Annotated in this window: 13 protein-coding genes; 2 read left to right on the top strand and 11 right to left on the bottom strand. The window is 60.8% G+C overall.

The features are described from left to right. Window positions 1-42: 42 nt before the first annotated feature. The 4 genes from ACFODV_RS10970 to ACFODV_RS10955 all read right to left on the bottom strand — a co-directional run bounded on the left by ACFODV_RS10970 (window position 43) and on the right by ACFODV_RS10955 (window position 10,523). On the bottom strand, window positions 43-1,227 hold the full coding sequence (locus ACFODV_RS10970; protein WP_379759048.1) for a glycosyltransferase: 1,185 nt from the start codon (window positions 1,225-1,227) through the stop codon (window positions 43-45). A gap of 286 nt (window positions 1,228-1,513) precedes the next feature. Next, window positions 1,514-1,921, bottom strand: coding sequence for a hypothetical protein (locus ACFODV_RS10965; protein ID WP_379759045.1), 408 nt, complete (start codon window positions 1,919-1,921; stop codon window positions 1,514-1,516). A 665-nt stretch (window positions 1,922-2,586) separates the two neighbouring features. Continuing rightward, window positions 2,587-8,916 carry a DUF4214 domain-containing protein gene (locus ACFODV_RS10960; protein ID WP_379759042.1) on the bottom strand — a complete coding sequence of 2,110 codons (6,330 nt, stop codon included), beginning with the start codon at window positions 8,914-8,916 and terminating at the stop codon, window positions 2,587-2,589. A gap of 329 nt (window positions 8,917-9,245) precedes the next feature. Beyond that, the gene (locus ACFODV_RS10955) at window positions 9,246-10,523 is read right to left on the bottom strand and encodes a tetratricopeptide repeat protein (protein ID WP_379759039.1); all 1,278 of its coding nucleotides are present in this window, start codon (window positions 10,521-10,523) and stop codon (window positions 9,246-9,248) included. A gap of 137 nt (window positions 10,524-10,660) precedes the next feature. On the opposite strand from ACFODV_RS10955, the gene ACFODV_RS10950 reads away from it, so the two are divergent. Both ACFODV_RS10950 and ACFODV_RS10945 read left to right on the top strand, forming a co-directional pair. Further along, entirely contained in the window at window positions 10,661-12,085 is a 1,425-nt protein-coding gene (locus tag ACFODV_RS10950; protein WP_379759036.1) for a FecR family protein, read from the top strand. Window positions 12,086-12,093: 8 nt separating this feature from the next. After that, window positions 12,094-12,747 carry a cyclic nucleotide-binding domain-containing protein gene (locus ACFODV_RS10945; RefSeq protein ID WP_379759033.1) on the top strand — a complete coding sequence of 218 codons (654 nt, stop codon included), beginning with the start codon at window positions 12,094-12,096 and terminating at the stop codon, window positions 12,745-12,747. A gap of 171 nt (window positions 12,748-12,918) precedes the next feature. Here ACFODV_RS10945 and ACFODV_RS10940 read toward each other — a convergent pair whose 3' ends face one another. The 7 genes from ACFODV_RS10940 to ACFODV_RS10910 all read right to left on the bottom strand — a co-directional run bounded on the left by ACFODV_RS10940 (window position 12,919) and on the right by ACFODV_RS10910 (window position 26,195). Then, entirely contained in the window at window positions 12,919-15,906 is a 2,988-nt protein-coding gene (locus ACFODV_RS10940) for a choice-of-anchor L domain-containing protein (RefSeq protein WP_379759030.1), read from the bottom strand. A gap of 391 nt (window positions 15,907-16,297) precedes the next feature. Beyond that, the gene (locus ACFODV_RS10935; protein WP_379759026.1) at window positions 16,298-18,124 is read right to left on the bottom strand and encodes a CHASE2 domain-containing protein; all 1,827 of its coding nucleotides are present in this window, start codon (window positions 18,122-18,124) and stop codon (window positions 16,298-16,300) included. Window positions 18,125-18,127: 3 nt separating this feature from the next. Continuing rightward, the gene (locus ACFODV_RS10930) at window positions 18,128-21,562 is read right to left on the bottom strand and encodes a glycosyltransferase (protein ID WP_379759023.1); all 3,435 of its coding nucleotides are present in this window, start codon (window positions 21,560-21,562) and stop codon (window positions 18,128-18,130) included. Between the two features lie 58 nt (window positions 21,563-21,620). Beyond that, a complete protein-coding gene (locus ACFODV_RS10925; protein WP_379759020.1) occupies window positions 21,621-22,760 on the bottom strand; it encodes a glycosyltransferase family 4 protein in 1,140 nt (379 codons plus the stop codon). Then, window positions 22,757-24,196, bottom strand: a complete 1,440-nt coding sequence (locus ACFODV_RS10920) for a class I SAM-dependent methyltransferase (protein WP_379759017.1) — start codon at window positions 24,194-24,196, stop codon at window positions 22,757-22,759. Before ACFODV_RS10920 ends, ACFODV_RS10925 begins: the two co-directional genes overlap by 4 nt. Further along, entirely contained in the window at window positions 24,180-25,409 is a 1,230-nt protein-coding gene (locus ACFODV_RS10915) for an ABC transporter ATP-binding protein (protein WP_379759014.1), read from the bottom strand. Before ACFODV_RS10915 ends, ACFODV_RS10920 begins: the two co-directional genes overlap by 17 nt. A gap of 9 nt (window positions 25,410-25,418) precedes the next feature. Continuing rightward, window positions 25,419-26,195, bottom strand: a complete 777-nt coding sequence (locus ACFODV_RS10910; protein WP_379759010.1) for an ABC transporter permease — start codon at window positions 26,193-26,195, stop codon at window positions 25,419-25,421. Between the last annotated feature and the right edge of the window lie 10 nt (window positions 26,196-26,205).

Genomic DNA, 26,205 nt, shown 5'->3' with positions numbered 1-26,205 from the left:
GGAGCTGATAAGAGGTGGCGACCGCTCACCGCCGCCAGGCAATTAAGCCAGGGATTCAAGCTGAAGCGCAATGCGCTCCATCAGCCGCTGGCCGGTGTAGTGGTCGAACTGATGGTCCAGGCGCGCCTCGGGTGCTGGAGCGGGCGGCAATGCCAGCGCCTTGACCAGGGCCTTCGCCGGGTCAGGCGAATCGGGGGGCATCGCGACGGCTTTCCCCTGCCCGGCCAGCCGCTGAGCCAGAAACAACTGCTCCTGGCGGCGCGGAATCAGCAGCTGCGGCACGCCGGCCAGATAAGCGCAGGCCGCGGTAGCGTGGTTGGCCATGTTGATCACCAGATCCGCCTGCTGCATGGCCTGGCGCATGTCCACCGGGGCGCCGGCCAGATGCAGGTTGGGGAAACGCCTGGCCACCTCGGGCGAGAGATCGCGGCAGTAAATCACCACCGCGGCCTGCTGCTGAGCTAACGCTTCCAGCAGTGGTTCCATCGCGGAGCAGGCGGAAAGGTAAGCAAACACCCGGGGGCCGGGGACACTCGGCCATGGTGGCGCCTCGCCGCTGGCCAGCGGCGGCAGACCCAGATACTCGGCCTCCGGACGACTTCCGAAGGTATCAAGCTCCGAGAGGGTCATCAGCCAGTGGCGGTCGAGCTCACTATAGAGGGCTGCCGCTCCGGGCAGCGGCGGCTGGCCGTGGCGCTCGAGCAGGGGATTGGCCAGGGCCAGCAGACGCGATTCGGCCTCGGCAAGCGACTGGGCGTTCTCCTCGCTGCGGCGCACGCCGGGGAACACGCCCAGATAGGGCAGATCGGTGCGCGGCACGAAGAAGCCGTTACCCACCGCCCACTGCTGCCAGGGGCCACCGCGAGCGGCAAGGTGCAGGGTGGGGGCGAAATCCGCCACCACCAGGTCAGGGCGGCAGGCATCGAGAATGGCGCGCCAGCCCTGATGCAGGGTGGCCAGCTCCTCGGGGGTTTCAAAACGTTGCAGCAGCAGCTGGGTAAAGGAGCGCAATGGCCGGTAAGGGCGTTGCGTGGCGCGGTAGTGATAAGGCGCCTGGAACAGCTGCAGCCGAGGGTGATTGCGGTACACCAGCGGCACATGCCGCAGCTCCTTGACGGCCAGGGTGACCTCATGGCCCCGCGCCAGCGACGCTTCCACGAAGGGGCGCAGATTGGCCAGGTGCCCCAAGGCGCCGCCCAGCTCCCAGGCGGCCAGAATACGGGCCATGTCGCTTCCTTGATCGATTCATCAAAGAGGTGAGCATAGCGCGAAAATACGATGATCCAAAAATGCCCCGCCAGATGGCAGGCCTTCGGCGGCCAAATGAGAGGCTACGCGCCGTAGACCCGGTAAGCGACAGCGCACCGGGCATTGAGGACGAGCTTGCACGGCACACCGCTCGGCCATGCCTGGACAGGTTGGCTCCGCCTGTCATGTATCGCAGGCAGCCTGCCACGGGGCGTCGAACAAGAAATGAAAAAATCGGTGTCAGCAAGATGGGGGATTTCTCGGGTCAGAGAAACTTGCCCGCGGCAATGACAAGCCCGCCCACCGTGGTGATAAAGCCGATCAGCCACAAAAAATGGCGATCGTGGCGTCTGAGCATCTCATCAAAGCGGCTGTCGACCTGCTCGAAGCGCTTGTCGACCTGCTCGAAGCGCTTGTCGACCTGCTCGAACCGAGCCAGCATGTCCCGGCGCAGCTCCTCGTGGCGTTTCTCCGCCAGCGTGAAGCGCTTGTCCATCTGCGCAAAGCCTTCGCGCATCAACTCACGCTGGTGCTTGAGCTCCTCCTCCACTCGCACCATACGCTCGCGCAGCTCGATCTCATACACCGCCGGCGGGCGGCCCAGGCTCTGCTCGGCCAGCCAGTCACCCATATGGGCCTTGATAAAGGCGATGTCTTCGTCGGTTAGCGACATGCTCTGTGTCTCTCCTCTCCTCCGTTCAGCAGTCTAGCATGGCCAGCTCAGGCAGGCAGCCACACGGTCGAGAGCCAGGCGGTCTCCCTACATTATGACGCCACCCGCGCTCAAGGGGCTCTCTCGCCGCCCGCGCAGGTGCCCCGCCTTTGACCAGGAGGTGATGTCAAGCTCCGTGGCGGGGGTCACTTCACTCAGTTATTTGATCTAAGAACGTCCACACTGGCTGATACGCGTTCAGCCATTGAGTCACAGTTGGGCGTGATGCAGGTTGAAGAGGGCCTTGTGGGAATGCGCTGGTCGCTGATGACGATCAGCGCAGTGAGAGCATCAGTGAAATGCCATTATTGACGCTTTCGATGATTACAACGTTCATCCTGATACTGGGAGCGGCCACAGTCGGTAACTAGCCTGTGAACACATCTTACACGGAAGGCCTTGGCCGGTAACATGAGGTGCCCATATAACAATATATATGGGCACCTATTTATGACGTTCCCAAGCACCAAATGTGAGATCCGCCGCTGCCATACACCCTTATAAACGAGCTGAGAATCTCGAACTCGATAGCGCTACTCGCCATGCCTGGCGCACCAAGCAAAAAAGCCCCGCCGGATGGCGGGGCTTCTGTGGTTGGCGCTAGGCCAATGGCTTATGCCGGGTCATTACGCGATGTTGGCAGCGTCAATAGAGGTGATGGTGCCGATTTCAGTTGCGAAATCGATCTCCGCCACCTTGTCGACGGCCCATGCCTGACCGCTATCGCTATCGACATCCTGGACGAAGTAGACGTCCGCGAAGTCGAAGTTGTTGTCGCCGTTGGTGTCCTTGCCAACGATGACCACAGAACGACCGTTGTCGACCACTTCGATACCAGCAGCCGTGTCCTCGTTAGTGATGTGGGAAGCATCGAGAACAAAGTTCTCGTTGGCAGCCACCACATTCACCGAAGAGAACTGGGACGTCACCGGAGTGCCGGAACCGCCACCAGAGGCTGAATTGACGTTGTTGACACCGCCCGTCCAGTCACCGTAACTGATGTTGCCGTCGAAGCTCCCGAGGAAGGCATCGAAGTCCAGCACGTCTTCTTCACCGGCACCGCCGAACTCGAAGTTGAAGCCGTTGATGGTGTCGAAGCCGTCGTTGTAGCCGGTCACCTCGGCCTGACCCGGAATCGCTTGCGGAGCGTAGTTCTGAGTCGTGTCGACAGTATCGACCTGCTGGGTGGCAGTGTACTCGATGTTGCCGAAGACGATGGTGTCCTCGCCGCCGTTGGCGTCGACAGCCAGAGATACTGTCGGGATCAGAATTGGTTCTCCTTCACCGTCGGGAACAAGGTTCCCTTCATCATCCCGTTCAAACGTCTTCCTGTCACCCAGGCCAGTGGTAATTCTGGCAGTATCATCACCGTAGGTATTAACAGTAATGGTGTCGTTGCCGTCACCGCTATCGATGACAGCCGTATTGACAGAGCCACCGACACCGTCACCGAAATTAACGGTGATGGTATCGTCGCCGGCGCCGCCCTCGACATCAACGTTTTCAGCGGCGTCAATGATAATGGTATCGTCGCCGTTACCGCCTTCCACATTGACGTTGTCACCGGAGTCGATATCGATGTAGTCCCCGGCATTGCCAGCGGCGACAAAGACATTATCGTCGGCGTTTACCGTGATGTAGTTGCCGAAGGTTGCGTCGATAGCACTGTAGTAGCGATCACCGTTGCCTGTGCCGCCCACGACGTAGACATCGTCATCCGCTTCGATGTCGATACGGTCATCACCCGCGTCGCCGCGAACCAGAGCGTCGTCACCCGATACGACAGTGATCGTATCGTCTCCGGCTCCGCCATTGATGCCGTCACTGCTAGCGATGAATAAGCCGGAAGCGCTGCCGTTGTTAACGTCAGAGTTAGAAACGCTCACTCCACCAGCATTGTTGCTAACGAAGACATCGATGACGTCGTTACCGCCGCCCGCGAATACAACGGCGTTTGTGACATCGTAATTGGCAGCAGTACGATTGGTGACGCTGCCAATACGAATGTTGTCGCTGCCCAGACCGGAACTGACGGTTGCCAGATTGGTATCGGTCACGGTGATGGTATCACCGGCACCGCCATCGGTGGCATCGACGGTCACGTCGTTGGAGGGATTGTTGGCCACAATGGTGTTGCTTGCACCGCTATCGTCGTTGATAAACTCAACGTCGTTGGTGGTCACAGTGCCGAGGAACTGATCCTCGATTTCAACATCCTGGCGACCGCTGCTTCCGTTGACCGTCACATTGCCGTCCACAGAGACATTGTTCTGGTACAGAAATGCGGTCTGCTGGGTGTTGTTCAGGTTGACGATTTCCACGTCGGTGGCGTAAATGTTCTGACCGTAGTCATCACCATCAATTTCGTCGGAGCCAGCACCGCCATCGACGTAGAAAGTGTCGTCTTCGCCAGCCAGGCTGATGAAGTCATCACCGCCACGCAGGAAGTAACCTTCATCGGTATCGGTACCGAGAGCTTCCATGTTGGTGAGCGTATCGTTACCGGAACCGGTGGTCAGCTTGACGAAGTCGACGTCGCCAATACCGCCCAAGGTGTCCATGCGAACGTTGTTGCCGGTATTGAACTCGATATGCTCAATGCTTGTCAGGCCGATGTTGTCCAACTGGTCAAACAAGCTGAGAGCCGGGTTGTTGACGGCGAAGTCGAGCTGCACGGTGTCGTCACCACCCATGCCATCAGCGGTGTCAACGCTCTGCAGCTGATTCACGCTAGTGGCTAGGAAGGTGTCATCGACCGGGTCACCGATTAAATCGGTAGTACCCACCAGGCTATCGGTGTTGGTGGTAAACAGCAGGCGCGGCTCAACGGTCAGCGAATAGGTGCCGTCGTTGTAGTCGGTACTGTTGAAGTCCGGCTGATCAACCAGCTGCAGGCCTGCGCCATCGCCCTTGTCGATGTAGATCTCGGCGGTGCCGACAGTCTCGACGCGAACGTTGTTGTTGGCACTCACCACCGTCGGGTCGAGGGTGATGTTGACGCGGCTGCCGGCCGGGACGTTCGGATCAACGCGAATCACCAGGTCGGAGGAGCCGGTGGTCTGGTTGATGATCCGGTCGTTGAGCTGGATGTCCCAGGTCGACGGGTTGGTGTCGTTGGACTTGAGCTCCAGCACTTCCATGCCGTCGACATTGCGCAGGTCCGCCGCGGTGATGTTGGCGCTGCCCATCACCACCAGGGTGTCCTTGGTGGAATCGTTAGTCCGATCGTCGAAGTCGAAGTCCAAAGTCAGACGACCGTTGATCGAGCGATCATCGGCGATAACGATGTCCTGAACATTGCCACCTTCCAGGTTAAAGCTGCGCCCGGAGAGCACAGAAAGCGGTACTCCAGAGATATCGACGGTCTGGGTGCCCGGCTCGGTGCGGAAATGCACGAAATCGTTAGCGGCGTTATCGCTTTCCTCGTAGACCACATCGGAGTCGTCATAGACCAGACTGTCGTCGGAGGCGTCACCGTCGACAAAGTCGATAGCAAAATCGACCTCTTCGCCGAACTGACTCAAAAGCCAATCTTCTAGAGAAAGACCACTTACAGGGAGATTTTCAGTATAGACACCGTCGTCCCAGTTTTCGCGGATGGTGTCGTACGCATCACGACCCATACCCTGAGTGAACTCGACGATTTCTCCCGTCTCATCAACGGTCAAGGTCGGCAACGCAAGCGATGCGGCATTGACCGTGGTCACGGTGATATTACGATGCCCTTCGGTACCTTCTTCGCCGGCAGTGTCGAAGTTGTCGCTGGTCAGCGCGAGACGGATATTGGTGTCGCGCAGATCAAACACTTCGATGCTCTGGGTGCTGCTGGTCTCGGAGGTATTGACGTTACCATCCACCGCGCGGCCGGCGGCATTGGTCAGCGTCATGGTGTCGCGATCGTCGCCACCGTCGATCATGTCATCAGCCGTCAGGTCCTGAGCGCGCAGGATGATCTGGTCGTCACCTTCGCCCAGCTCGACATTCAGCAGGTGATCAAAGCGGACATCCACGATATCGTCACCGGCACCGGTCTTGATCTCGGTGTAGGTGTCAACAACGGTGTTGTCGATGTTGCCGGCATCGAGGCGTGCGCCATCGATCAGCACATAATCTTCACCGTCGGCCAGGGTGATGTCGTGAACGCCAACCCCTTCGATGGTCACGGTGTTGTCGCCACCGGTAGAGGTTACTGTCTGATTGCCGTCACCGTTGACTTCGACCACGTCGTTACCGGTGCCAGCCTCAATAGTGCTGCTGGCAACGCCATTGATGGTGATCTCGTTACCCACACCGAATGCATCGTTGGGGCTGTCGCCCACGATGATGGTGTGGCCGCTGTCACGACCCAGGCGCGCATCACCATTGATGGTGATGTCGTTGACGCCGTCGCCCAGGGTGATGCGCTGGTCGCCGTTGCCGTTGATTTCGACGTCGTTGTTGCCGTCTTTACCGGTAACGATCTGGTTGCCACTGGTGTTGACCGTGAGGGTGTTGTTGCCAGATTCCAATTCGACGCGATAGTCGTTGGAAGCCACACCATCGATCGGCAGGTCGTTCAGCGTGATGATATCGTTGCCGGCACCAGCGTTGATGACGCTGCGGCCATCGTTAAACGCAGGGGTACGCAGGTCATCGACGTTGCCATTGATCACCAGGATGTCGTTACCATCCTCAAGCTGGACGTCCTGAAGGCCGGTCACGTTCAGCAGGACCTTATCGTTGCCACCGCCCATTTCAACGGTGAGGTGACCCTCGACATCATCGCGTGTATCAACGACGAGGGGATCTTCACCCTCTAGACCTTCGCGTGCAGAAACGAATTCGGAGGTGTTGCCAACGGTCAATTGGTCGTTGCCACCGAAGAAGGTGAAGTCGCCGTGGGTATCGCCGGAGACATCGATGCGGTTGTCGCCCTGGGCGCCGACCACGGTCAGCAGATCGCTGCGACCCGCAAACGGGCTGCTTGAAGTAAAGCCGATGCCTTGACCTTGCAGATCGAGGGCGAGATCGGCGTCGAGGTCAGAGGCATCGACCAGGTTGACGTTGTCGTCCAGGAACTCTTCAATTTCCAGATCGGCATTACCGTCGACAAGCAGGGTGTTGAAGAACTCACCCACCGTCAGGTTCTGCACGAAGTTGGAGGTGGTGGTATTGACCTGGACACGTTGCTCGGAGGTCAGGTTGACCTGGTCGACCTGGGACTCACCACTACCGGCACCGAAGGGGAGTTCGTCACCGAACGTCAGAGAGGAGCCGTCAACCTCGGAGAGGTAGAGGTCCAGTTCGTCATTGCCATCTTCGGGCTTGTAGGCGTTGGTGTCGAAGGTGAAGGTGTGATCCAGGTTGGTGTCGATCACACGGATATCGGTGTTGTTGACATCCTGAATGTCGCGGAAGGTGACGGTGCTGCCAACCTGGCTAGCCGACTGGATCGGGCCGTTCGAAACGCCGTTGGTGTTCTGGGTGGTCTGGAACGACTCCAGCGTGTTGTAGCCATCCGCGTTGGAGAGGTCCAGGGTAATGCTGTCGCCAGAGGCCAAATTCGGGCCGTTGACCTGGATGACCTCAATGTTATCGAGGGTCGGTGCGGCGAAGAAGTTGCCGGAATTGGGCGCGATGGAAAGCTCGAGACGATCGGTGCCTTCCACGCCGCCGTCCAGGTCATCACCGCTCTGCAGCGTATCCTGGGTGGCCACGAAGAGATCGTTGAACTCGGTGCCGGTGCGGATATCCTGGCCCGGGGTCAGGATGAAGGTGTCACCCTCCAGACCCGGCAGGTTGCCGTCGAAGTTGGGCAGCTGCGGCAGGGCCTCGGCCTGAGACTCGGTGATGCGGTTGTCAGTGACGCTGATGTCGCCGGCGCCGGTGACAGCCGGATCGTTCTGGGCGTCGAGGATGGCTTCGGCGCTATCGGCGATGTTCCACAGGAACAGGTCGGCGGCATCGAGGTCGGCGGCGTTATCGGCACCCGCGATGATGGCGGTCACGGCGGCGAAGGCTTCCTGCGCCTGTTCGACGGTGACGGTGCCGGCATCTACCACGGCAGCGGGGTCGACGATGTAGCTGTCGGCCAGGCTGTCGGCGTCCAGGGCTTCCTGGAGGGTGTACTCGACGGTGGGCAGTGCGCCATCGAAGTTACCCAGCTCGGCGAGGGCCTCGGCCTGGGCCAGGGTGATCAGCTCGTCGGTGATGCTGACGGCATCGGCACCGGCCACGGCGCCTTCTTCGGCGGCAGCCAGGATGGCGGCAGCGCTGTCGACCACGTTCCAGTTGAACAGGTCGCCGGCGTTGAGCTCTTCACTATTGAAGGCGCCAGCCAGAATGGCGGTCACGGCAGCAAAAGCCGCCTGGGCCTCGGCCACGGAGACATCGCCTGCCTCGACCACGGCAGTAGCGTCGATGGCGTAGTCGGCCGGGAGATCAGAGGCTTCGAGGGCTTCTGCCAGGGTCAGGGTCGGCAGGTTCAGCAGGAAGACGGCTTCGTCGACGGCGGCGCGAGCTTCGCTGAGGGTGGTGCTGCCGTCCACATCGGCGACAGCGGCTTCGGCGCTATCCAGAGTGTAGGCGTCGCCGGCCTGTTCGGTGTAGTACTGGGCGATGCTGGTCTTGTTGTCCAGGGCCAGGGTATCGGCCGCCTGGGCGCCATTGATCAGCGCCAGAACCAACTTATCGGCGGGCACAGTGCTGCCACCGCCATTGACCCAGTAATCCAGGCCAGCCGGTTCGGCGGTGCGGTCGAACAGGTTCTGGTACAGCTGGTTGACCATCTGGGCGCGAGTCATGCTGCCCAGGCCGTTCTCATACTCGGGCTGAGCGTTGACGATGTTACCGCGCACCTGATCGATGGTCAGGGCGCCGCTGTCGATCTGCTGGGTCCAGTAATCCAGGCCAGCCTTGTCGGCGGCGCGGCCTAGCAGGCCAATATAGACCTTCTGGATGTGTTCTGCGGTTGTCATTGCAAACTCCATTTGTTGTCGAATCGACAATTGGCTGCGAAAGAAACGACCCTGAGGTCGTCAGCCCGTCGGCTCCCCTCACAGCTGCCACCGAAAGGTGGCGTTGCCCAATTGGGCAATTTCACTATGCCAAGGGCATCGGTCAATAACTGTGATGCACTTCACACTTCTTTGAAATAACAGCGGCGGCGTGCTGCACTGCAAACACGACTCGCTTCCGCTGAGAGGCTAGCAGAGCTAGCCGAACTCAGCTAGCGACTCGTCGCGCTGCAGCTGCGCCCTGACAGCGCGCCCCTGGCCAGGCCGACGATGCGGATGTCGAGCAGGCGCTACCAACGCCAGTTGAGTCGACTCTCGAGCTGCCATCGGCGATGTTCAAAAAGATCGATATTGGCCTGGGTGCGCTCCCAGCGAGCATCGACCTGCAATGAAAGCCGCTCGCCAAAGGGGTAGCGCCCCGAGATCCCCAGGGTCGCGTGACGCTCCCTGCGCTGGGTGTCGCCGAAAAAAGCCGGGCTGTAGGGCTCGGCGTCTCTGCGCAGCTCCCACTGCGCATAGGCCTGAATCTCGGCCCTTCCCAATTGCCAGGCAGGAGTACCGAGTCCCACCTCGGCGCGCTGGGTATCTCCGGACTCCCGCTCCGGACGCCACTGGTGGCTGGCACGCAGCCATCCTTGCCATCCTCGCCACTCTCGCCACAACCCCGACTGCAGGCGGTGCTGCTGACGCCCGAGCGTGTCCCGCTCCCACTCCAGGCCCAGCACCGTCAACCAGTGATTGCCCAGTTGCATGCGCCAGGAGGACTGCAGGCCATGTTGCTCACCCTGGCTGTCGATGTGTTGATAAACACCACTGACATCGAATCTAGCGGCATGATGCGAGGGGCGCCAGCGCAGGCTCACCTGAAGGTCATGGCGGTGAAGTCGGTCGAGGTCGTGGTACTGGCGAGCCATGACCCGCCCCGCTGCCGCCCACTCTCGGTTGCCATTGCCCAGCGGATACTCCAACTCTCCCGTCAGCTCGGAATAGCGGCTTGCCTGGGGCAGGCTGGCCTCATCCAACTCGGCTTGAAAGGGCAGCTCACCCCACAGGACCAGGTCGATCAAAGAGCGACTCGGCCCGAGGTTGACGTTGCTGTCGTAACCATGGGCCAGGCTTGCGCTTGCGCTGATGTATGGCTCCTGCGCGCCGGGCACGCGTTGCAGTCGCTGCTCCAGGCGGCGAATCGCCTGGGCCGCCGCAGGCGGCATCGGATCGTCGCCTCGGTAGCGATGCAATGCCTGGAGGCTAGCCGACGCCGCTTGAGGGTTGCCTGTGGCCAGGTAAGCAATGCTCAGGTCGAGGCGGCTGCCCAGGTCATGGGGGGCGAGAAGTATCAGCTGTTCCAAGTGCGCGATGACATCAGGCAGCCGATCGAGACGCATGGCAAACTGGCTGGCCTGGCGAAGGTAGGCCAGGCGCTCAGCACGCTCATCCGGCAGCGGCTGGCCCAGCAACGAGGCGTAGGCCTTAGCTGCAGATTCTTCTGCGGATTGGTGATGCAGCTGCTTTGGAGGTGACGTTTCCACCGGCGTGGCGCCGGCCGTGAACGGCAAGATAGTCAGCAACAAACATAGCCCGGACCGCCTGCAACAGTGCCAGATCAACAAGGGTAGCTCGCTCAAGGTATCAGATCGTTGGTGATATTTTCGGCATAGCGTAACATGATGTATAGAGGTATCCGGTCAGCACGGGACGAAACGTAATGTATCATGATGCAATGCTGAACTATGGTCAGGCCCTGCTACGCAGGTGCTTGGCGACTCTATTCTCTTTGGCACTGATAGTCGCTTCTCCCAGCAGCTTCGCCGGGGAGAGCGTCGGTGACGTGCTGTTTGCCACAGGGAACACCACTGTGGTGCGCCAGGGTGAGACACAATCCCTTCTGGAGGGATTTGCCGTCATGGAGGGCGACCGGATGGAAACCGGACGTGACAGCCATGTGCACCTTCGCCTGGTCGATGGGGCACTGCTCAGCCTGCGCAGTGAAAGCGCACTCACTGTCGAACGCTACCGCTACACCCCTGCCAATCCCGATGCGTCCGAGGCACTGTTGACGCTCCATCGCGGCGTGGCCCGCTCGATCAGCGGGGAAATCGGGGCCCGACATCCGGAGGGATTTCGTCTCGACACGCCCGTCGCGGCAATCGGTATCCGGGGTACCGACTTCAGCGCGCTGAGTGAACAGGATCTGGCGCGGGTGGGTGTCCTGGAGGGCAGCGTGTTGATGTCCCCCTTTTCTGCTGGGTGCCGTGCCGGTGAAAGCCGCCGCTGCAACGGCGACGCCTTGCCGTTAAGCGGTGATGCGGTTGGGGCCATGCTAGAGGTCGTTACCGGGGATACACGAGCCAGACTGGTGTTCGATGAGTTGCATCCGGACAGCGTGCGCCCCCCCCACCCCAGCGAAGGGGAGCTGAAAAGCCATCAGCCCGCTGGATTTCTCTCCTTCAATCGCGAATATCGCCCTCTCAGAGGGGAAGGCGCCGAGTCCTACGAGGAAAGCGTGCAGCAGGCCAAGCTGTTCCTAGGCTCTTCTCAGTTGATGATGGATGCCTATCAGGCAGGCGAGCAGTATCCAGACCTGCAGCCACAAGATGCGGGGCTGATGGACGAGCGCCGCATTACCTGGGGACGCTGGGAGCACCTGGAAAGCGATGATCCAACGGCACAGCAGCGCGAGCGAATCAGCCAGCTGGCCTATCAGGGCTATCGCTATGCCGGCCTTAACGATGCTTTCGGTCTGCTGCAGCGCCTCGACGGCGACGGGCAACGCCTGAACGATTCGCTGCAGGGACGCGCCAGCTTCAGGCTCAATGCCTATGAGGCCTACATCAAGCGGGGGGTTCAGCTGGAAACGGCGCTGATCAGCCACCCATCGCTGCTGGTGGACTTCGAAGCGCAGCGCTTTGCCTCTCGACTGGACGTGCATGCCGATTCCCTGCCGGGGCCCGTCACCGTGGTGGGGGCTGGCTCGCTGCGTGATGGCTACCTGCGTGAAGACACGGGCTCCCCCAGCTGGATGGAAGGTGTGCTAAGCCCTGACGGGCGCGAGGCAGGGCTGCTGTTTCAGCATCAGGTTGCCAATGGCGTCGACGCGGTTGGCGCCACCCACTGGATCGGCAAGGATTGAATGGTCCAATGTCACTACCCTTTCTCGATGACTCTCACGAACGGCTTTTGATGGAGCACTGCCATCAACGGTCTTATTCCCGCAAGGAGATCATTCTCAACGGCGGTAGCGAGAGCGACTCGCTGCACTACCTGGTCAAGGGGGTCGCCAAGGTCATGCTCATGAATCAGGACGGCCAAGAGATGATCATGACCTACATGGGGCCGGGTGAGTTTGCCGGTGAAATGGGCGTCTTCTGCCCAGAGGCGCGTCGCTCGGCCTGGGTAGTGGCGCATAGCGATTGTGTGGTCGCAAGCTTGCCGTATGCTCGCTTCCATGCGCTGGCCGAGACGCACCCTTCCTTGCTGTATGCCTTGGGAAGGCAGCTTTCGGTGCGGCTGGCGAGAACCTCACAGCGAGCTTCCGAGTTTGCCTTTCACGATGTCGTCGGACGCATTCGCCGCTGCCTGAGGGAGTTGGCCCATCTGGCCGTCAAGGCCAAGAGCGACGGGGTGACGATTCAGTATACGCGCCAGGAACTGGCGTTGATGGCCGGCTGCACCCGGGAAATGGCGGGGCGCGCCCTGAAGGCACTGGAGGCGAGCGGGCTTGTGCAGGTACAGGGACGCAGCATTCAGGTGTCCGGTGAGCTGATGCGGCCGGAAGAACGGCAAGAAGCTTAGCTGGCCTCTTTCGCTGAGAAGGCGACCTCCCACGTATTCCCACCCCGGCCGACTGATTCCGGCAGGAGTGAGCGACACCCCGTTAGGCCCACTTGGCGGCAACTGCGGCTGGCCGCCAAGTGCTGTACCAGCCCCCTCGGTTTGAGACGTTTGTCAAAACCGCTATACCGGTCAGATAAGCCAACTATCGCTGCTCTCATCGAAGGATAGGCCGCTCAACCACTCAGCGTTGTCGCGGTTTTCCTGCGACCGGGCGAAGCTGACCAGCACATCGGCATGGCTTCGACCCCGATCCTCGATGTCGGTTATCCAGTAATCCAGCCCTGGCTGATCCGCCTGACGGTCTAGCACGTTTTGATAGAGCTGGTCGATGTAGCTTTCGTTATCGAATTCGGAAAACTGGCTGCGAAATTCGCTGGAGCGGTAGAAGGTGTTGGCGACATCATGAAGGGACTGGCCTTGACGCAAATCGCCGACAAAATAGTTGAGGCCGGGAACATCCGGCTGCCGGTCGAGCGCCGCCTCATAGAGCAGTGCCATATCTTCTACCAGTGGCGGGGGTAACACCGCGCCGGCAAATCTGTTCTCGGCCACATCCAGGATCTCCAGCGTAAAGTTCTCGGTGGCGCTCGCACCGCCGGGGTCCGTGGCGGTGACGTCGAGGTCATAGCGGTTGTCGCCATCGGCATCGGCCGGGGCCTCGAAATCGGGGCTGAAGGCGAGGCTGATCTCGCCACTCGCCGCATCGATGGTGAAGGCACTCGCATCATCGCCGCCGAGGCTGTAGGTCAACACATCCCCATCGGGATCGCTGGCCGCCGCGGTGGCGATGACCGTGCCGGCGGGGCTGTTCTCGTCCACCGCCTGATCGGTGATCGCGGCGAGTACCGGAGCCTCGTTCACGTCCAGGACTTCCACCTCGAAGTTCTCGGTGGCGCTGGCCCCTTCAGGATCCTCAGCGGTGACGATGAGAGCATAGCGGTTGTCGCCATCAGCATCGGCCGGGGCCTCGAAATCGGGGCTGAAGGCAAGGCTGATCTCGCCACTCGCCGCATCGATGGTGAAGGCACTCGCATCATCGCCGCCGAGGCTGTAGGTCAACACATCCCCATCGGGATCGCTGGCCACAGCAGTGGCGACGACCGTGCCGGCGGGGCTGTTCTCGTCCACCGCCTGATCGGTGATCGCGGCGAGCGACAGGTCGTCGAGAATGGTCACAGAGATCGTTGCGGTTGCCTGATCGACCTCACCGTTGCCGTCGTCAATCTGGTAGGTGAAGCTCTGTTCGATCACCTCACCGGGCGTGGCCAGGTCGAAGACACCGGAGTCAGCCTCATAGCTAAACGACCCGTCATCGCTCAGGGTCAGTATTCCCTCTGCCGGACCGGAGATAAGCGAAACCGTCAAGGCATCGCCATCGGGATCGCTGTCGGCCCCATTTCCGTTGTCGTCGAGGACGTTGCCGAAAAGCGTCTGGACCTCATCGACGCTGAAGGCGTCATCGACAGCAACTGGCGGCGCGTTTTCAGAAGGCAGATCGACAGTGATCTCTGTGTTCTCGCCAACAACGTTTACGTTGAACTCCGCACCCTCGAAGTCACCCTCAAGCGTAATCGTGCCGTCAATCACTCCGTCGCCGTTTTCATCAATACCCAAGTTCGCCGAACCAAAGGTAATCTTTACCCATTCCTTGAGAAGATTGATCTGTTCGATGATGAGCTTTATCTGTTCCGTGAACCCCGTAATCACATCGCCGCTCAGCTCCTTGAGCGTGCCACTCACCGATCCAGAACCCTCGGCTAGATTGAATTCTTCCTTCGTCTCGGATGCTTGGAGGTCGTTCCGACCGACCGCACCGTTGACGACCTTGAAAATGTCAGGACCCGTTGCGCCACCAGTCAGAAATTCGAAGTTTGTGACGTAGATTGCCGAATCGAATGCTTGATCACCGGTATCCGCGACGGCGATCTTTATTGAATTCCACCCTTCCTGCAATTCCGGGCGAACTGAGAGAGCCGCAAAACCATCCCATTCAATGGCATATGCACCATCCTCATTGTCGACGAAATTCAGGGCCACGTTTTCATCGAGAACGCTTAGAGGAGTGTTTACGCTACCATTGAACAACGCCTTGTTCTCACCAACTTCAAAGTTCCCGTCGCGATTGTCGTCGACCCAGACCGCGGCGACGTCAACGAAGCTCGAATTGGAGAACTCAGGGTATTCCTCAGACCCAAAGACAATATCGAAGCGGATGCCGTCGACGTCGGGATCGACGAAAACATCAAACTCCAAGACAGAAGCGTCTTCTGTTGCCCCTGCACCCGGAAAAGCAGTCTGGACGACGTCGTCGAGTTCGGCATCACCCGCTGTGCCGTGCGCGACGGTGAACCCGCTCTCCGTGTTCGACGGGCCGGGGAATCCTCCCGAGGAAAGAAGAATCCCGCCCTCCAAGTAGATATCGACATCGGGAATTTCGAAGTCGCTGACGAGGAAGGCCGCGTTTTCGCTACCGGTATAGCTGACGTTGGAGATCGCGGAGCCAAAGATGGACTGGAGGTAGAGTTCGGCTACGTCGCTGCCGTCCGCCACACCGAACTCGTTTGCAGCATCGGCGAAGGAGATCGTTTCGGAAATGCCTTCTTCAGGAAAGGATGGCGGCCCGAAATTTGCCTCAACGTATTGAAAAAACCAATTAGGATCAACAAATCCCTCTGTAATGTCGTTATCGGGATAAGGAACTGCTCCCGGATCATTTACCGGCGCATCATTCCCCAAGAAAATTGCATAGTGCAAATGCGGCCCGGTACCAATCCCCTCACTACCCACAGTGCCTATTTGGTCCCCAGCGGCCACTTCCTGCCCATCATAAACATCCTTAGATTTCATGTGACCATAATATGATGTTACCTTTGTTTTGTCAGGCAATTCGTGTTCAATGACCACATAGTTGGGACCAAAGCCCGAAACAGCCCCGGCATAAACCACTGTACCGGCACCAATAGAATAGACAGCACCACCCTCGCTACTATTAGACCAATCGTCGCCAATGTGGTAAGCAGTACCGGGTATACTCGAGTACAGCCCAGTACTCGAGTCATTGTGTCTTTGTGTACGGGTATACCCCTCATCCAAAGGAAAAGTAAAAAAGTTAGACATCCAATTGTCTCCGAATTTTTCGTTGCCTAAATTCTCACCTCTATTCTGCTCCGACGATGGCTGCAAGGCAGCTGCAAAGGAATATATGAGCGTTTCCTTGAAGTCCGGATCACCTCCTCGCTAGCGCGAACCGTCCGTAAGAAGCGAGATGCTAGTAGCCAAGGTTCAGGGTTGGAATGAACGTTCGAACCGAGTGGAAATTAGTATAGGTGTCGGCTCTAGCACTAGAATTCTACATTTAAACGAAGTTTAAACGATATATGCCGCGTTGGCATGATCGAGCAGCCGGACAAATGGGCTGTCTATTGGTTCTTCGTCGTTTCATGTGGATTTGGCCTGATCAAGCAGGCGGCCCACCGAGCTGCCGATCAGGTATTGCATTGCGAGGCGTTTATTTTGCCTCTGGCCGCCAAAGAGCAACAGGCTGGCGGATGCCTCTGATGGTCACCTCACCGAGTGCAGTCAGCGGGGTTCCATGCAGCGCTTGCGCCAGCTCGGGGCCGATGAGAATGGGCTCATCACGCTGACCGGCGAGCTCCTCCAATCGAGCCGCCAGGTTGACGGCATGGCCCAATGCGGTGTAAGCGAGGCGCTGTCGCGACCCAAGATTGCCGACCGTGACCTCGCCGGCCTCCAGACCGATGTTCATGGTGATGGGGAGGAAACCGTACTGCTCGCTCCAGTGGTTGATAGCATGCAGGCGTTCCTGCATGGCCTGGGCGCAGGCCAGCGCCTGGGTGGCATCCTGGGCGCTGGCCAAGGGCGCTCCCCAGAAAGCCATTAGTGCATCACCAATGTATTTATCGAGCGTGCCATTGTAAGCATGAACGACACTGGTGAGCTCGGTGAAAATATGGTTGGTGAGCATGACCAGGCGCTCGGGCTCCAGCCCCTCGCTGAGTGCGGTGAAACCCCGAATATCACTGAACAACACCACCAGCCAGCGACGCTGTGGCACGAGGCGCTGCTCGCCGCCCTCCTCGACCAGACGACGCAGTACGGCATGGGGCACGTAGGTGCCGAAGGTACGATAGAGACGCCGATGGCGCTGCCACAGGGTGGCGCCTTCCCAGGCGTCCCAGAGCAATGCCACCCCCAGTGCGGCCAGCCAGCTCGGCCAGGGATCCAGCCAGGCTCCCTGCCACCAGATCAGCAGCGGCCCTGCCAGCAGGATCGCCAAGGTGGCGAGACGCACGGGCCTTAGCCAGGCATGGTGCCCGCGACGCATACCGAGTAGCGTCAGCCCGCCCAGCCAGGCCAGGCCCAGCAGGTGACTCCACCGTCCATGCGTCAGCGGGCGCCACTCGAGGTTGTCCAGCATGGCGGCAAGCTGGATGGCGTGAAGCTCGACGCCCGGCGTCAGGGCATCGCGCGGGGTGGCGACAAGATCTCCCAGCCCGGCAGCGGAGGTACCGACCAGCACGAACTTGTCGGTAAGCGTGGCGTCGACTTGACCGCTCATTACACTGGCGGCACTCAGATACGTGAACCGGGAAGCATGATGGTAAGGCAGATAAAACCGCCCACCGGCAGCGGTTTTCAGGCAGAACCCGGCCACGCATAGGGTTTGCCCCGCGCCGGCCGAGTCGACGCGGGGAGGCAGGCCCGTCCAGGTGGAGAGCAGCGCCACCGCCATGGCGTACCGGCATGCTTGGGGGGTGCATAGCTGCGGATAGAGGTGACGTATACGGCCATCGGCGTCCAACTGGGGCGTGATATGACCCAACCGCTCAGGCGAGGCGGCGTCGAGCAGGCTGGCGGCCGGTGCCAGTTCGCGCTTGGCTTGGGCGCCACCTGGCACCGGCGTGATATCGCCCAGGGCAGTGGCAAGCACGGTTCGGCTGCGTTCCAGGGTCTCGCGCAGCTGGCGATCCTCGGCGACAGGGCCCGGCTCCGGTAGCAGGATGTCGAGGCCGATGGCAGCGGGGCTGGCGCGGTGGATGGCGTCCAACAGGTCGGCCAGTTGGCTGCGCGACCAAGGCCAGCGGCCGTGGGCGGCCAGGCTGGCGTCATCGATATCGACGATGACGATGCGCGGATCACGACGCTGCGAGGTTCCCGCTACCTGCTGGTAGGCATCGTAGACCTGCCAGGATAGCCTGCCGAACGGCAGGGGATTGGACGAGGACATTATGAAGAGCGCAAGTCCGAACAACAGCACCAACAGGATTGTCTTGCCCGCTCTGGGGGCGAGCAGCCACTGCCATAGACGCTGCATGGATCAGAACCCTCGCGCTAGGGGCGGTTGCGCCAGAGCGCCGATCAATCCTTGCAGGCGGAGCGACAGCTGAGGCCAGTCATGGGCGGCCAGCCAGGCCGCGGCATCCTGCTGAAGCCGTTGGCAGCGCTGAGCATCGTCAAGCAGCTTGCGGATACCTGAGGCCAACTCGGCAGGGGCAGTGCCGGGCAGGAAGGCTACCGCGTCACTGACATCGTCGAAGATGCCCAGCGGTGTACAGGCCACCGGCCGCCCGCTGGCCAGGCCCCAGCGCACCGCCGCCGAGGAGGACTCCTGAGTGTGCTGGTAGGGAAACACCAACAGGTCGGCGGCCTGCAACCAGCCCAGGGTCTGGTCGTCGGGCAGGAAGTCGTTGATCATGGTGACACGGTGCTCGATGCCCAGGGCTTTCACAGTGCGTCGGCAACGCTCGGCCTCGGCCTCGGAGGGCGGTGCCGGGTACAAGGCATTGAGCAGCAGAAGATGCAGGCTGGTGTCTTGATCAGCCAGTTCGGCAAAGGCTTCTATCAGCTCATGCACGCCTTTGTGGGGCAGCAGGAAGCCGTAGCTGGCAATCACTTTCTTTCCGGCCAGCGCGGCATGGCGTGAATCCTCGGGCGAGGCGATTTCGGGCGCAGCCATCACCCCGTGGGGGAACAGCGTGGCGTTGGCGTCAAGCCCCATGGCCTTGAGACGGTTGAGATCGTCGATACCGTGGACTATCAGGCGCGCACACCCGGCAAGGGGCTCGCGCATCTGATCCAGGCTCTTGTCCAGTCCGCCCCAGCTGACATCGGCAGTGGAATGGAAGAAGACCAGGGTGCGTATCCCATCGGCATGCAAGCGTTCGAGAAAGTCGGCGAACCACGACAATCCGAAGAAACTGAAATTGAACTGCACCACCACGGTGTCGAGCCGCCGTGCCTGAATCTCGACGTAGAGGGCCTTAAGGTCATCCTCGTGATAGCCCCCCTGACCGTCCGGGGCAATCTGGCGCCAGCAGCGCACTACGTTGGGCTCGTCTTCGGCGATAAGTTCGGCGTCAAGGTTGGCCAGTACGGTTACCTGGCCAGCGAGCGCCGGAGCGATCAGCAGGCGCGAATAGGTGGCAATGCCGCATTTACTGTTCCACGTACTGACCCAGCCAATACGGGGACGTGGTGCCAGCGCGGGGAGTGTGTCCAGGGCCGTGACGGCATCCCTGGTGCGACGCGCCACGTCGGCCCAGGTGTGCTCGTGCTCGACAAGAGCACGAGCAGCACGGCGGCGCCCAGCGCTCCAGTCGTTGAGCTCGCCGCGGCGATGGCGTCCAGCGAACTCTGCCATCAGTTCGCCCAGGTGCTCAACGCGGGGCTCGGCCCAGACCGAGGCGAACTGGCCCATGTGGGTGCGCGCCCGGGCATAGTCGAAGTCGATCAGCCAGGCGGTCTCGGGAGTGCAGAAGTCGCGCTGGCCGCCGCCAGCGGTGGTGATGACCGGCACGTCGCACCACATCGCCTCGGCCATGGGTAGCCCGAATCCCTCGCCACGGCTGGGTGCCACCAGCGCATCGGCGCGCCGATAGAGGGCGCGCACCGCGCCAGCGCTCAGGTCGGCGTTGATCAGTTGCACCGGGGCCCCCTGGGGATGACAGCGACGATATTCGACAAGCTGCGCCTCGATGTCGTGATGGGGGTTGGGAAATGTCTTGAGGATCAGCCGCACACCGTCATCGGCCGAAAAGGTGCGATACCAGGCCGTCAATAGCACGTCGACGCCCTTTCGAGGAAAACACGAGGAGACATGCAGAAAGGTCATGGTGGCCTCGGGGTCGGCCGTTTCGGGCAGCCAGTCAGCCAGGGCCCCCTCGTCTGCTTCGATGTCGCAGAGGTGGTCGGTGCCCACCCCCACCACCGGCAGCGGCAGCCCGACGCCGCTGTCTGCGAGCACCCGTGACACATAGTGCGACATGGTCGTCACTGCGGAGAGCCGGGCGTTGAAGGCCTGGGCGTGTTCATGGGGAAACACCGACTCTTCCCAGCCGTAGCTGTGGATCAGCCGATGACGCCCTGCCAGGTCGGTGGTGCGCGGTGGATAGCAGAGCCGCAGGCTGGCGTCGTACCAGGCGGGCTCGGCGGCATGGCTGGTGGCGGTGGCCAGCGTTGGCTCGCCGGCGAGGAAGGCGGGATCGGGCGCGAAGTCGCCCCCGCCCTCGGTGCTGTGCAGAGCCACCTGCGCCTCGCCGTCCAGGCCCTGCAGCGCGCGGCCCAACTCGCGGTTTATCAAGGCCAAGCTGTAACTGGAGTCGAACGGCCCCTCCATGCGCCAGCGGCGCCGCACCGGCAGGCAGGACGCCTCGGAGGGGCGATCAGGCAAGCTCATGCCTAACTCGGCCAGGAAGCCGCGCAGCCGCTCGAACAGAAGTCTGGGTTCGAAGTGGGCTATGCGCTCTCGCTGGGCGTCGATCAGCCGCGCCCGCAGGCCGGGGTTACGCAGTATCATCAGCGCCGCCGCGGCCGCCACCTGAGGGTCTGACTCGGTCAGCAACAGTCCGCCCTCGCCTACGGTGTCGGCGATGCTGCTGTCCGGGGCGGCGTAGGCAAGCACCGGCAGCTCATGACCCATGGCTTCGATGAGCGGCATGCCGAAGCCTTCATGCTCGCTGAGGCTGAGATAGAGATCCGCCTGCCGATAATAGCGCTGCAACTCGGCATCGTTCACCTTGCCGGTAAAGGTCACGCTTTCTGCTACGCCGAGATCATCGGCCAGCCGCTGCAAATGGCAACGCGTGGTGTCATCGCCACCGCCCACCAAGGTCAGCTGCACGGGCCATACGCTGCGTTGCTGCATGGCGACCAGGGTAGTGATCAGCCCCGCCTGGTTCTTGTTGGGCGCCAGGCGACCCACGAACAGTAGCCGATAGGGCGCATCCCTGGCCGGCTGGGGCGGCGGCGCGCCGAGCGGCTGCCCCAGTGGCAGCGACGCGAGATCGACCAGCAGTGGCACGATGGCCGTCGTCTCCGGGGGAAAGCCTGCCGAGAGCAGCTCTCGGTAGTTGCAGTCGGAAACGGCGATGGCCCCATCGAGCCAGGCATGCCAGCGGGTCAGCTGCTTCCGACCGTGGCGCAACACTGGCACCACAGGATCATCCACGTCAAAAAAGCGTTCCGGCGTGATGTTGTGGTAGACCAGCAGCTTGCGACAGGCGAGACCCTCCAACCAGCTCTCCAGGGGGTTGCCACTGCCGTGATGAACCAGCAGCAGTTCGTCAGGACGAGGCCGGTAGTCACGGTAGTCGCCTACCCGGTCGGCCATGTCCTGTGGGACGTCAATGACGAATATCTTTGAGGCCAGCCCAGACTCGCGCGCCAGCTTCTGGGTGAAAAGCATGGCGTTGGTGATGCCGTCGCCGCGAGAACAGGTGACGGCGAATTGATGAATGGCCGAGAGTAATTGCATACCAAGCCTTGTCCTTGTTGACGTTGCCTTGAGGCTGAACGCTGATGGAAACGCTGGCTCACTGCATGTCGGACGTTCGATCAGGCAGGGCAAGCCCTAACGTGCCGGTCAGCCAGTCACGCAGTTCTCGTGCCAGCGCCTCGGGACGATAGCGCAGCAGGGATCGCTGCTGGCCTGCCAGCACCTCATCGCGCAGTGACTCGTCCTCAAGCAGCAACGAGAGAGTGGCGGCCATCACCGCTGGGTCTTCGCTGTCCAGCACCAGGCCTCCCTCGCCCAGGGTGTAGGGGATGCTGGCAAGCCCCATGGCCACTACCGGGCAGCCGCCGAGCATGGCTTCGACCAGCGGCATGCCAAAGCCTTCATGGGCACTGGCGCTGACGAAGGCCGCACTGTGGCGATAGAGCGCTTGAAGCAACGAGTTGTCGACTTTACCGGGCATAATGACGCTGTCGTCGAGATGCAGCTGGTGCAAGCGCTGGCGCAGGAAGCGGGCGTAGTCGGAGGCTTCACCGCCTCCTGCCATCACCAGCATGGCCGGAGGGCCGCTACTCTGGCGCTTCTGCATTCGCTGGAGGTGCCACAGGGCTTCAAGCAGCAGGTGTTGACGCTTGTTTTCGACGATGCGACCCACAAACAGCAGCACGGGGCGCTCGGCCATTCCAGGGTGAAGTTGGTTCGCCGGATCCGGTAGTGCATCAGCAGGCTGGCGATCGAGATCAACAAGCAGCGGAATGGTGGTGATGGCGGCGCGCTCATAGCCCAGCGACATCAGATCCTCCGCGTTGACATCGGACACTGCCAGCACCGCCCGAAAGTCGTCAGCCCATTGCACCAGCTGGTCGCGGCCTAACTGCGCGTAGTGATGCAGTTCGCTACCCGCGGGAAAGAACCCCGCCGGCGTGATGTTGTGGTATACCAGCGCCCGCGGCATGGCCAGCCGGCTCAGCCAGTCGCCGAGTTCGTGCCCCATGGAGTGATGATGAAGCAGCAGGGAGGTTGCCGGGTCACCGCCCTCCAGCTCGTGGTAGGGACGAACACGATCCGCCATGGCGGCGGGGATATTGGCGGCGTAGATGTGCGATTCGAGGCCCATCTCTCGCAGCAGGCGCTGGATAAACACCAGGCTGTTGGTGACACCGTCACCGACGTCGACGCCGTGGTGGAACTGGTGAATGGCGGTGATCGGCTGGGTCATGGATCCTGCTCCTGCCCGGTGCACGGGGCCTGGCTATCGGGGTCGGCGGGTCGAGTGGCCAGCAGGGCATAATCCTGTGGCCCGTAGAGGTAGTGATTTAGGCGACGCGCGGTTTCGCTCTCCTCATGCAGGCGATGTTCCTCACCTACCGGATGCAGGGGACGCGCCTCGGCATCCTCGAAACCGGCAAACTCGGCCAGGAACACCACTAAGTCCGGAGGCAGGGGACGCACATGGGTGGGATCGAGATAGAAGTTGCAGCTACTCACGATAAGATTTTGCGGGTTGGGCGTCTCGAGCAGTAAGCGACCGCCCGGCGACAGGGCGCGATAGGCCTCGTGGAGGAGTAAGCGGAGCTGGAGGTGATCGAGATGCTCTGCCAGGTGAAAGGCGCTGATCATGCCCAGGCTGGCATCAGCGCTATCGCGCAGGGCTGCCAGGGCATCCCGGTGGCGAACGTTGAGCCCCTGCTCGCGGCAGGACTGAATATTGGCGGCATTGAGATCCACTCCCTGGGCAGCGATGCCCTCTTCACGCAGCAGGGCCAGCCACTCGCCGCGCCCGCAGCCCAGATCGAGCAGCGGTAATCCCTCGGCCAGCGGCGCCACGGCGCGCACCTCCGGGAGATGCTCACGCATCAGCAAGGCGATGGCGGCGGGCTCACCACGAAAACGTGCCTCCAGGGCTCGGTAGAAGTCGCGCCCCGCGGCATCCTGCTGAGGCGGCTCGGGAGTGATCGCGGGAGAGGCATCGGGCCGCTCGGAGGCTACGGGCCGCTCGGAGGCTACGGGCCGCTCGGAGGCTGCGGGCCGCTCGGCCAGCAAATGGCGAAGCAATGCGCTGTCGGCCTTAAGACGACGCTGGTCCAGCTCCAAGGATTCAACGCGGACGGCCTGTTCACGAAGGATATCGAGCAGAACGCGGTAGCGGACATCCTGAGCGCGCGCGTTATGGTCGATGCGCTCGCGCAGCCGATCCAGGCGAAAAGCGCCTAGCAGCCAGCGCACGCCACGCCCTACTCCGGGAACGTACAACAGTCGAGCCCGGGTCAGGCCGCGCGATAGGCCAGGCAGCGGCACCGTGGGGCTCTCAACCTGGTCGGCCAGCGTCAGCAGCAGTCGCTCACGCGACAGGCCCGCCATCAGCCGCTCCCGTTCGCGGTTACGTTCTTCGACGCCAGGCAGGCGTCCAAGCAAGCAGCGGTAGGCGGCATCCAGAAAATCAGCGTCGGGTAGCGCCAGCAAATCAGCGTAGTCGGTTACCGGCATGCTGCCGCGTTGGCGGCTAGCGCCCAGCTCTACCAGCCGGCCTTCAAGGCTTTCTCGCCATAGCACTTCACCGCACCAATGGGGCGCTGGCTCCGCCGCTTCAGCGCGCCGATGTATTTGCTCTTTCAATCTTTTGGTGTCGAGCCGCGGGTTATTGTGATGCAGCATGATCGCTTTCCTCGGCTGGCCGCTGTTCTTGCTCATCGAAGTGACAGCTCATCGGCAGACGGCATATGCCACCGAAGGTGGGGCCGCGTATTCCGGCAATATCGAAACGCACCAGATTGTCACACCACTGGTAGCAGCGTCGGGTGTGGTCGCTGCCTTCATGCAGCGCCAGTGTGAGGGTGTACTTGCCAGGGGCCAGCCACATATCAATTTCCATGCGGCAGCGCCGACGCTGGTTGGCACACATAGCGAGCGGCTGCCCCAGGTAGTAAGTGTTGGTTCCGAAAATATCCTGGCCGAAGCGATCACGAATCATTAAACCCAGGGTAATGTCGTCCAGGTCCTCATGTGCTTCAAGGTCGATAAGTAGCTCGGCCCGTTCGCCACTGGTGAGGATGGTACCGCCGCTCTCTTGCCCAGCCAGGCTGCAAGCTATGACTGTGAGTTCACCACTGCCGTAATTGGCCTGCTGTACCGCCCGGCCATCGAGGTCTGTCTCCTCGGCCAGCAACCGATTGTAGTGGTTGGCACCGGCCTCAGGCTCGCCGGTGAATACCGCTTTACCCCCCTCCAGGACGATGACTTTATCACACAGCATCTTGACCGCATTGATGTCGTGAGAGACGAAAATAATGGAGCCGCCCTGAGCGCGAAACTCTCGGATACGGCGCATACATTTCTGCTGAAAGTGGGCATCGCCCACGGATAGCGCCTCATCGATCACGAAGCAGCTGGGGTCGGCATGAATGCCGATGGCAAAGGCCAGCCGCATGACCATGCCGGAGGAGTAGGTGCGCAGAGGCTCATCGATGAAAGTCCCCAGCTCACTGAAATCGATGATCGCCTGGCGACGAGCATCGATTTCACTACGGGTCATACCTAACAGCAGGCCGTTAGCGAGGATATTCTGGGCGCCAGTAAGGTTGCTGTCGAAGCCGGTACCCAGCTCCAGCAGACCGGTGATGCGCCCTTCGATGCGGAAGTCGCCGCTGTCGGGCAGCAGGACACCGGTCAGAATCTTGAGCAGTGTGGACTTGCCGGCGCCGTTGCGGCCCAGGATGCCTAAGGTCTCGCCGCTGGCCACTTGGAAACTGATACCGTCGAGCGCCTTGTGAGAATGGTGGCGGGGCTTGCGGGTGACGATTTCACGCAGCCGATCCGAAGGCTTTGCGTAAAAACGAAAGTGCTTGGTGATATCTTGAACGTGGATCATGGCAGCGCCCTAGATGAAGTCGCGGATGTCACGCTCAAGACGCCGACCGAGCCAAAGGCCGAAAGCGAGCAATAGCAAGGCAATCGCCATCAGTAGCGCCAATGGTAATAAGGCAGGGCTGGACTGCAGCATCAAGACATCACGCAAAGCGTTGACGATGTGAAAGAAAGGATTAAGCAGAAACAATACTTTCCACTTTTCCGGAAGGATGTTGATGACATAGACGATAGGAGTCAACCAGAACCATAGCTGCGTAAGCACACCCACAAACTGTTTGATATCGCGAATGAACACGCTGAGTGTGGCGAAGATGATACCGATGGCATAGGCAAGAGTCTGCTGGACAACCAGTATCAGGGGCCACCAGATCCAGTGCCAGGTAAACTCGAAATCTATTGCAATCAAAAAGATAATAAAGAAAGCACTGGCAATAAAATAAACGGTAAGTTCACTCAGCAGGATATACAGCGGCAAGGCAAACAGCGAGACATTGACCTTGCCAATGATTGCAGCTTTTTCATGGAAAACATGGGTAACCCTTGACAGCGTATTAGCAAAGAGATTCCAGGCCAGCACGCCGATCACAAGGTAAATGCTATAGCTGTACTGCCCCAGTTCCATGCCTAGGTCGCCAAGGCGCATGCCCATGATCCGCGAGAAAATCAGGGTGAAGATCAAGATATTGACCAGCGGCATGATAAAGGTCCAGGCCGCGCCAAGGATAGAGCCGGCGTAGCGGTCGACCAGGTCCTGCCGAGTCAGATGGTAGAGCAAGGAAACGTTCATGGTTGCGAGC

Source organism: Halomonas tibetensis, from assembly GCF_042643535.1.
Classification (GTDB): Bacteria; Pseudomonadota; Gammaproteobacteria; order Pseudomonadales; family Halomonadaceae; genus Halomonas; species Halomonas tibetensis.
This window is presented reverse-complemented; position numbering and strand designations above follow the sequence as displayed.

Bases quoted from the DNA above. Each gene is read 5' to 3' on its own strand.
- ACFODV_RS10970 (WP_379759048.1), bottom strand. From the start codon at position 1,227: ATGGCCCGTATTCTGGCCGCCTGGGAGCTGGGCGGCGCCTTGGGGCAC.
- ACFODV_RS10965 (WP_379759045.1), bottom strand. From the start codon at position 1,921: ATGTCGCTAACCGACGAAGACATCGCCTTTATCAAGGCCCATATGGGT.
- ACFODV_RS10960 (WP_379759042.1), bottom strand. From the start codon at position 8,916: ATGACAACCGCAGAACACATCCAGAAGGTCTATATTGGCCTGCTAGGC.
- ACFODV_RS10950 (WP_379759036.1), top strand. From the start codon at position 10,661: ATGTATCATGATGCAATGCTGAACTATGGTCAGGCCCTGCTACGCAGG.
- ACFODV_RS10945 (WP_379759033.1), top strand. From the start codon at position 12,094: ATGTCACTACCCTTTCTCGATGACTCTCACGAACGGCTTTTGATGGAG.
- ACFODV_RS10940 (WP_379759030.1), bottom strand. From the start codon at position 15,906: ATGTCTAACTTTTTTACTTTTCCTTTGGATGAGGGGTATACCCGTACA.
- ACFODV_RS10935 (WP_379759026.1), bottom strand. From the start codon at position 18,124: ATGCAGCGTCTATGGCAGTGGCTGCTCGCCCCCAGAGCGGGCAAGACA.
- ACFODV_RS10930 (WP_379759023.1), bottom strand. From the start codon at position 21,562: ATGCAATTACTCTCGGCCATTCATCAATTCGCCGTCACCTGTTCTCGC.
- ACFODV_RS10925 (WP_379759020.1), bottom strand. From the start codon at position 22,760: ATGACCCAGCCGATCACCGCCATTCACCAGTTCCACCACGGCGTCGAC.
- ACFODV_RS10920 (WP_379759017.1), bottom strand. From the start codon at position 24,196: ATGCTGCATCACAATAACCCGCGGCTCGACACCAAAAGATTGAAAGAG.
- ACFODV_RS10915 (WP_379759014.1), bottom strand. From the start codon at position 25,409: ATGATCCACGTTCAAGATATCACCAAGCACTTTCGTTTTTACGCAAAG.
- ACFODV_RS10910 (WP_379759010.1), bottom strand. From the start codon at position 26,195: ATGAACGTTTCCTTGCTCTACCATCTGACTCGGCAGGACCTGGTCGAC.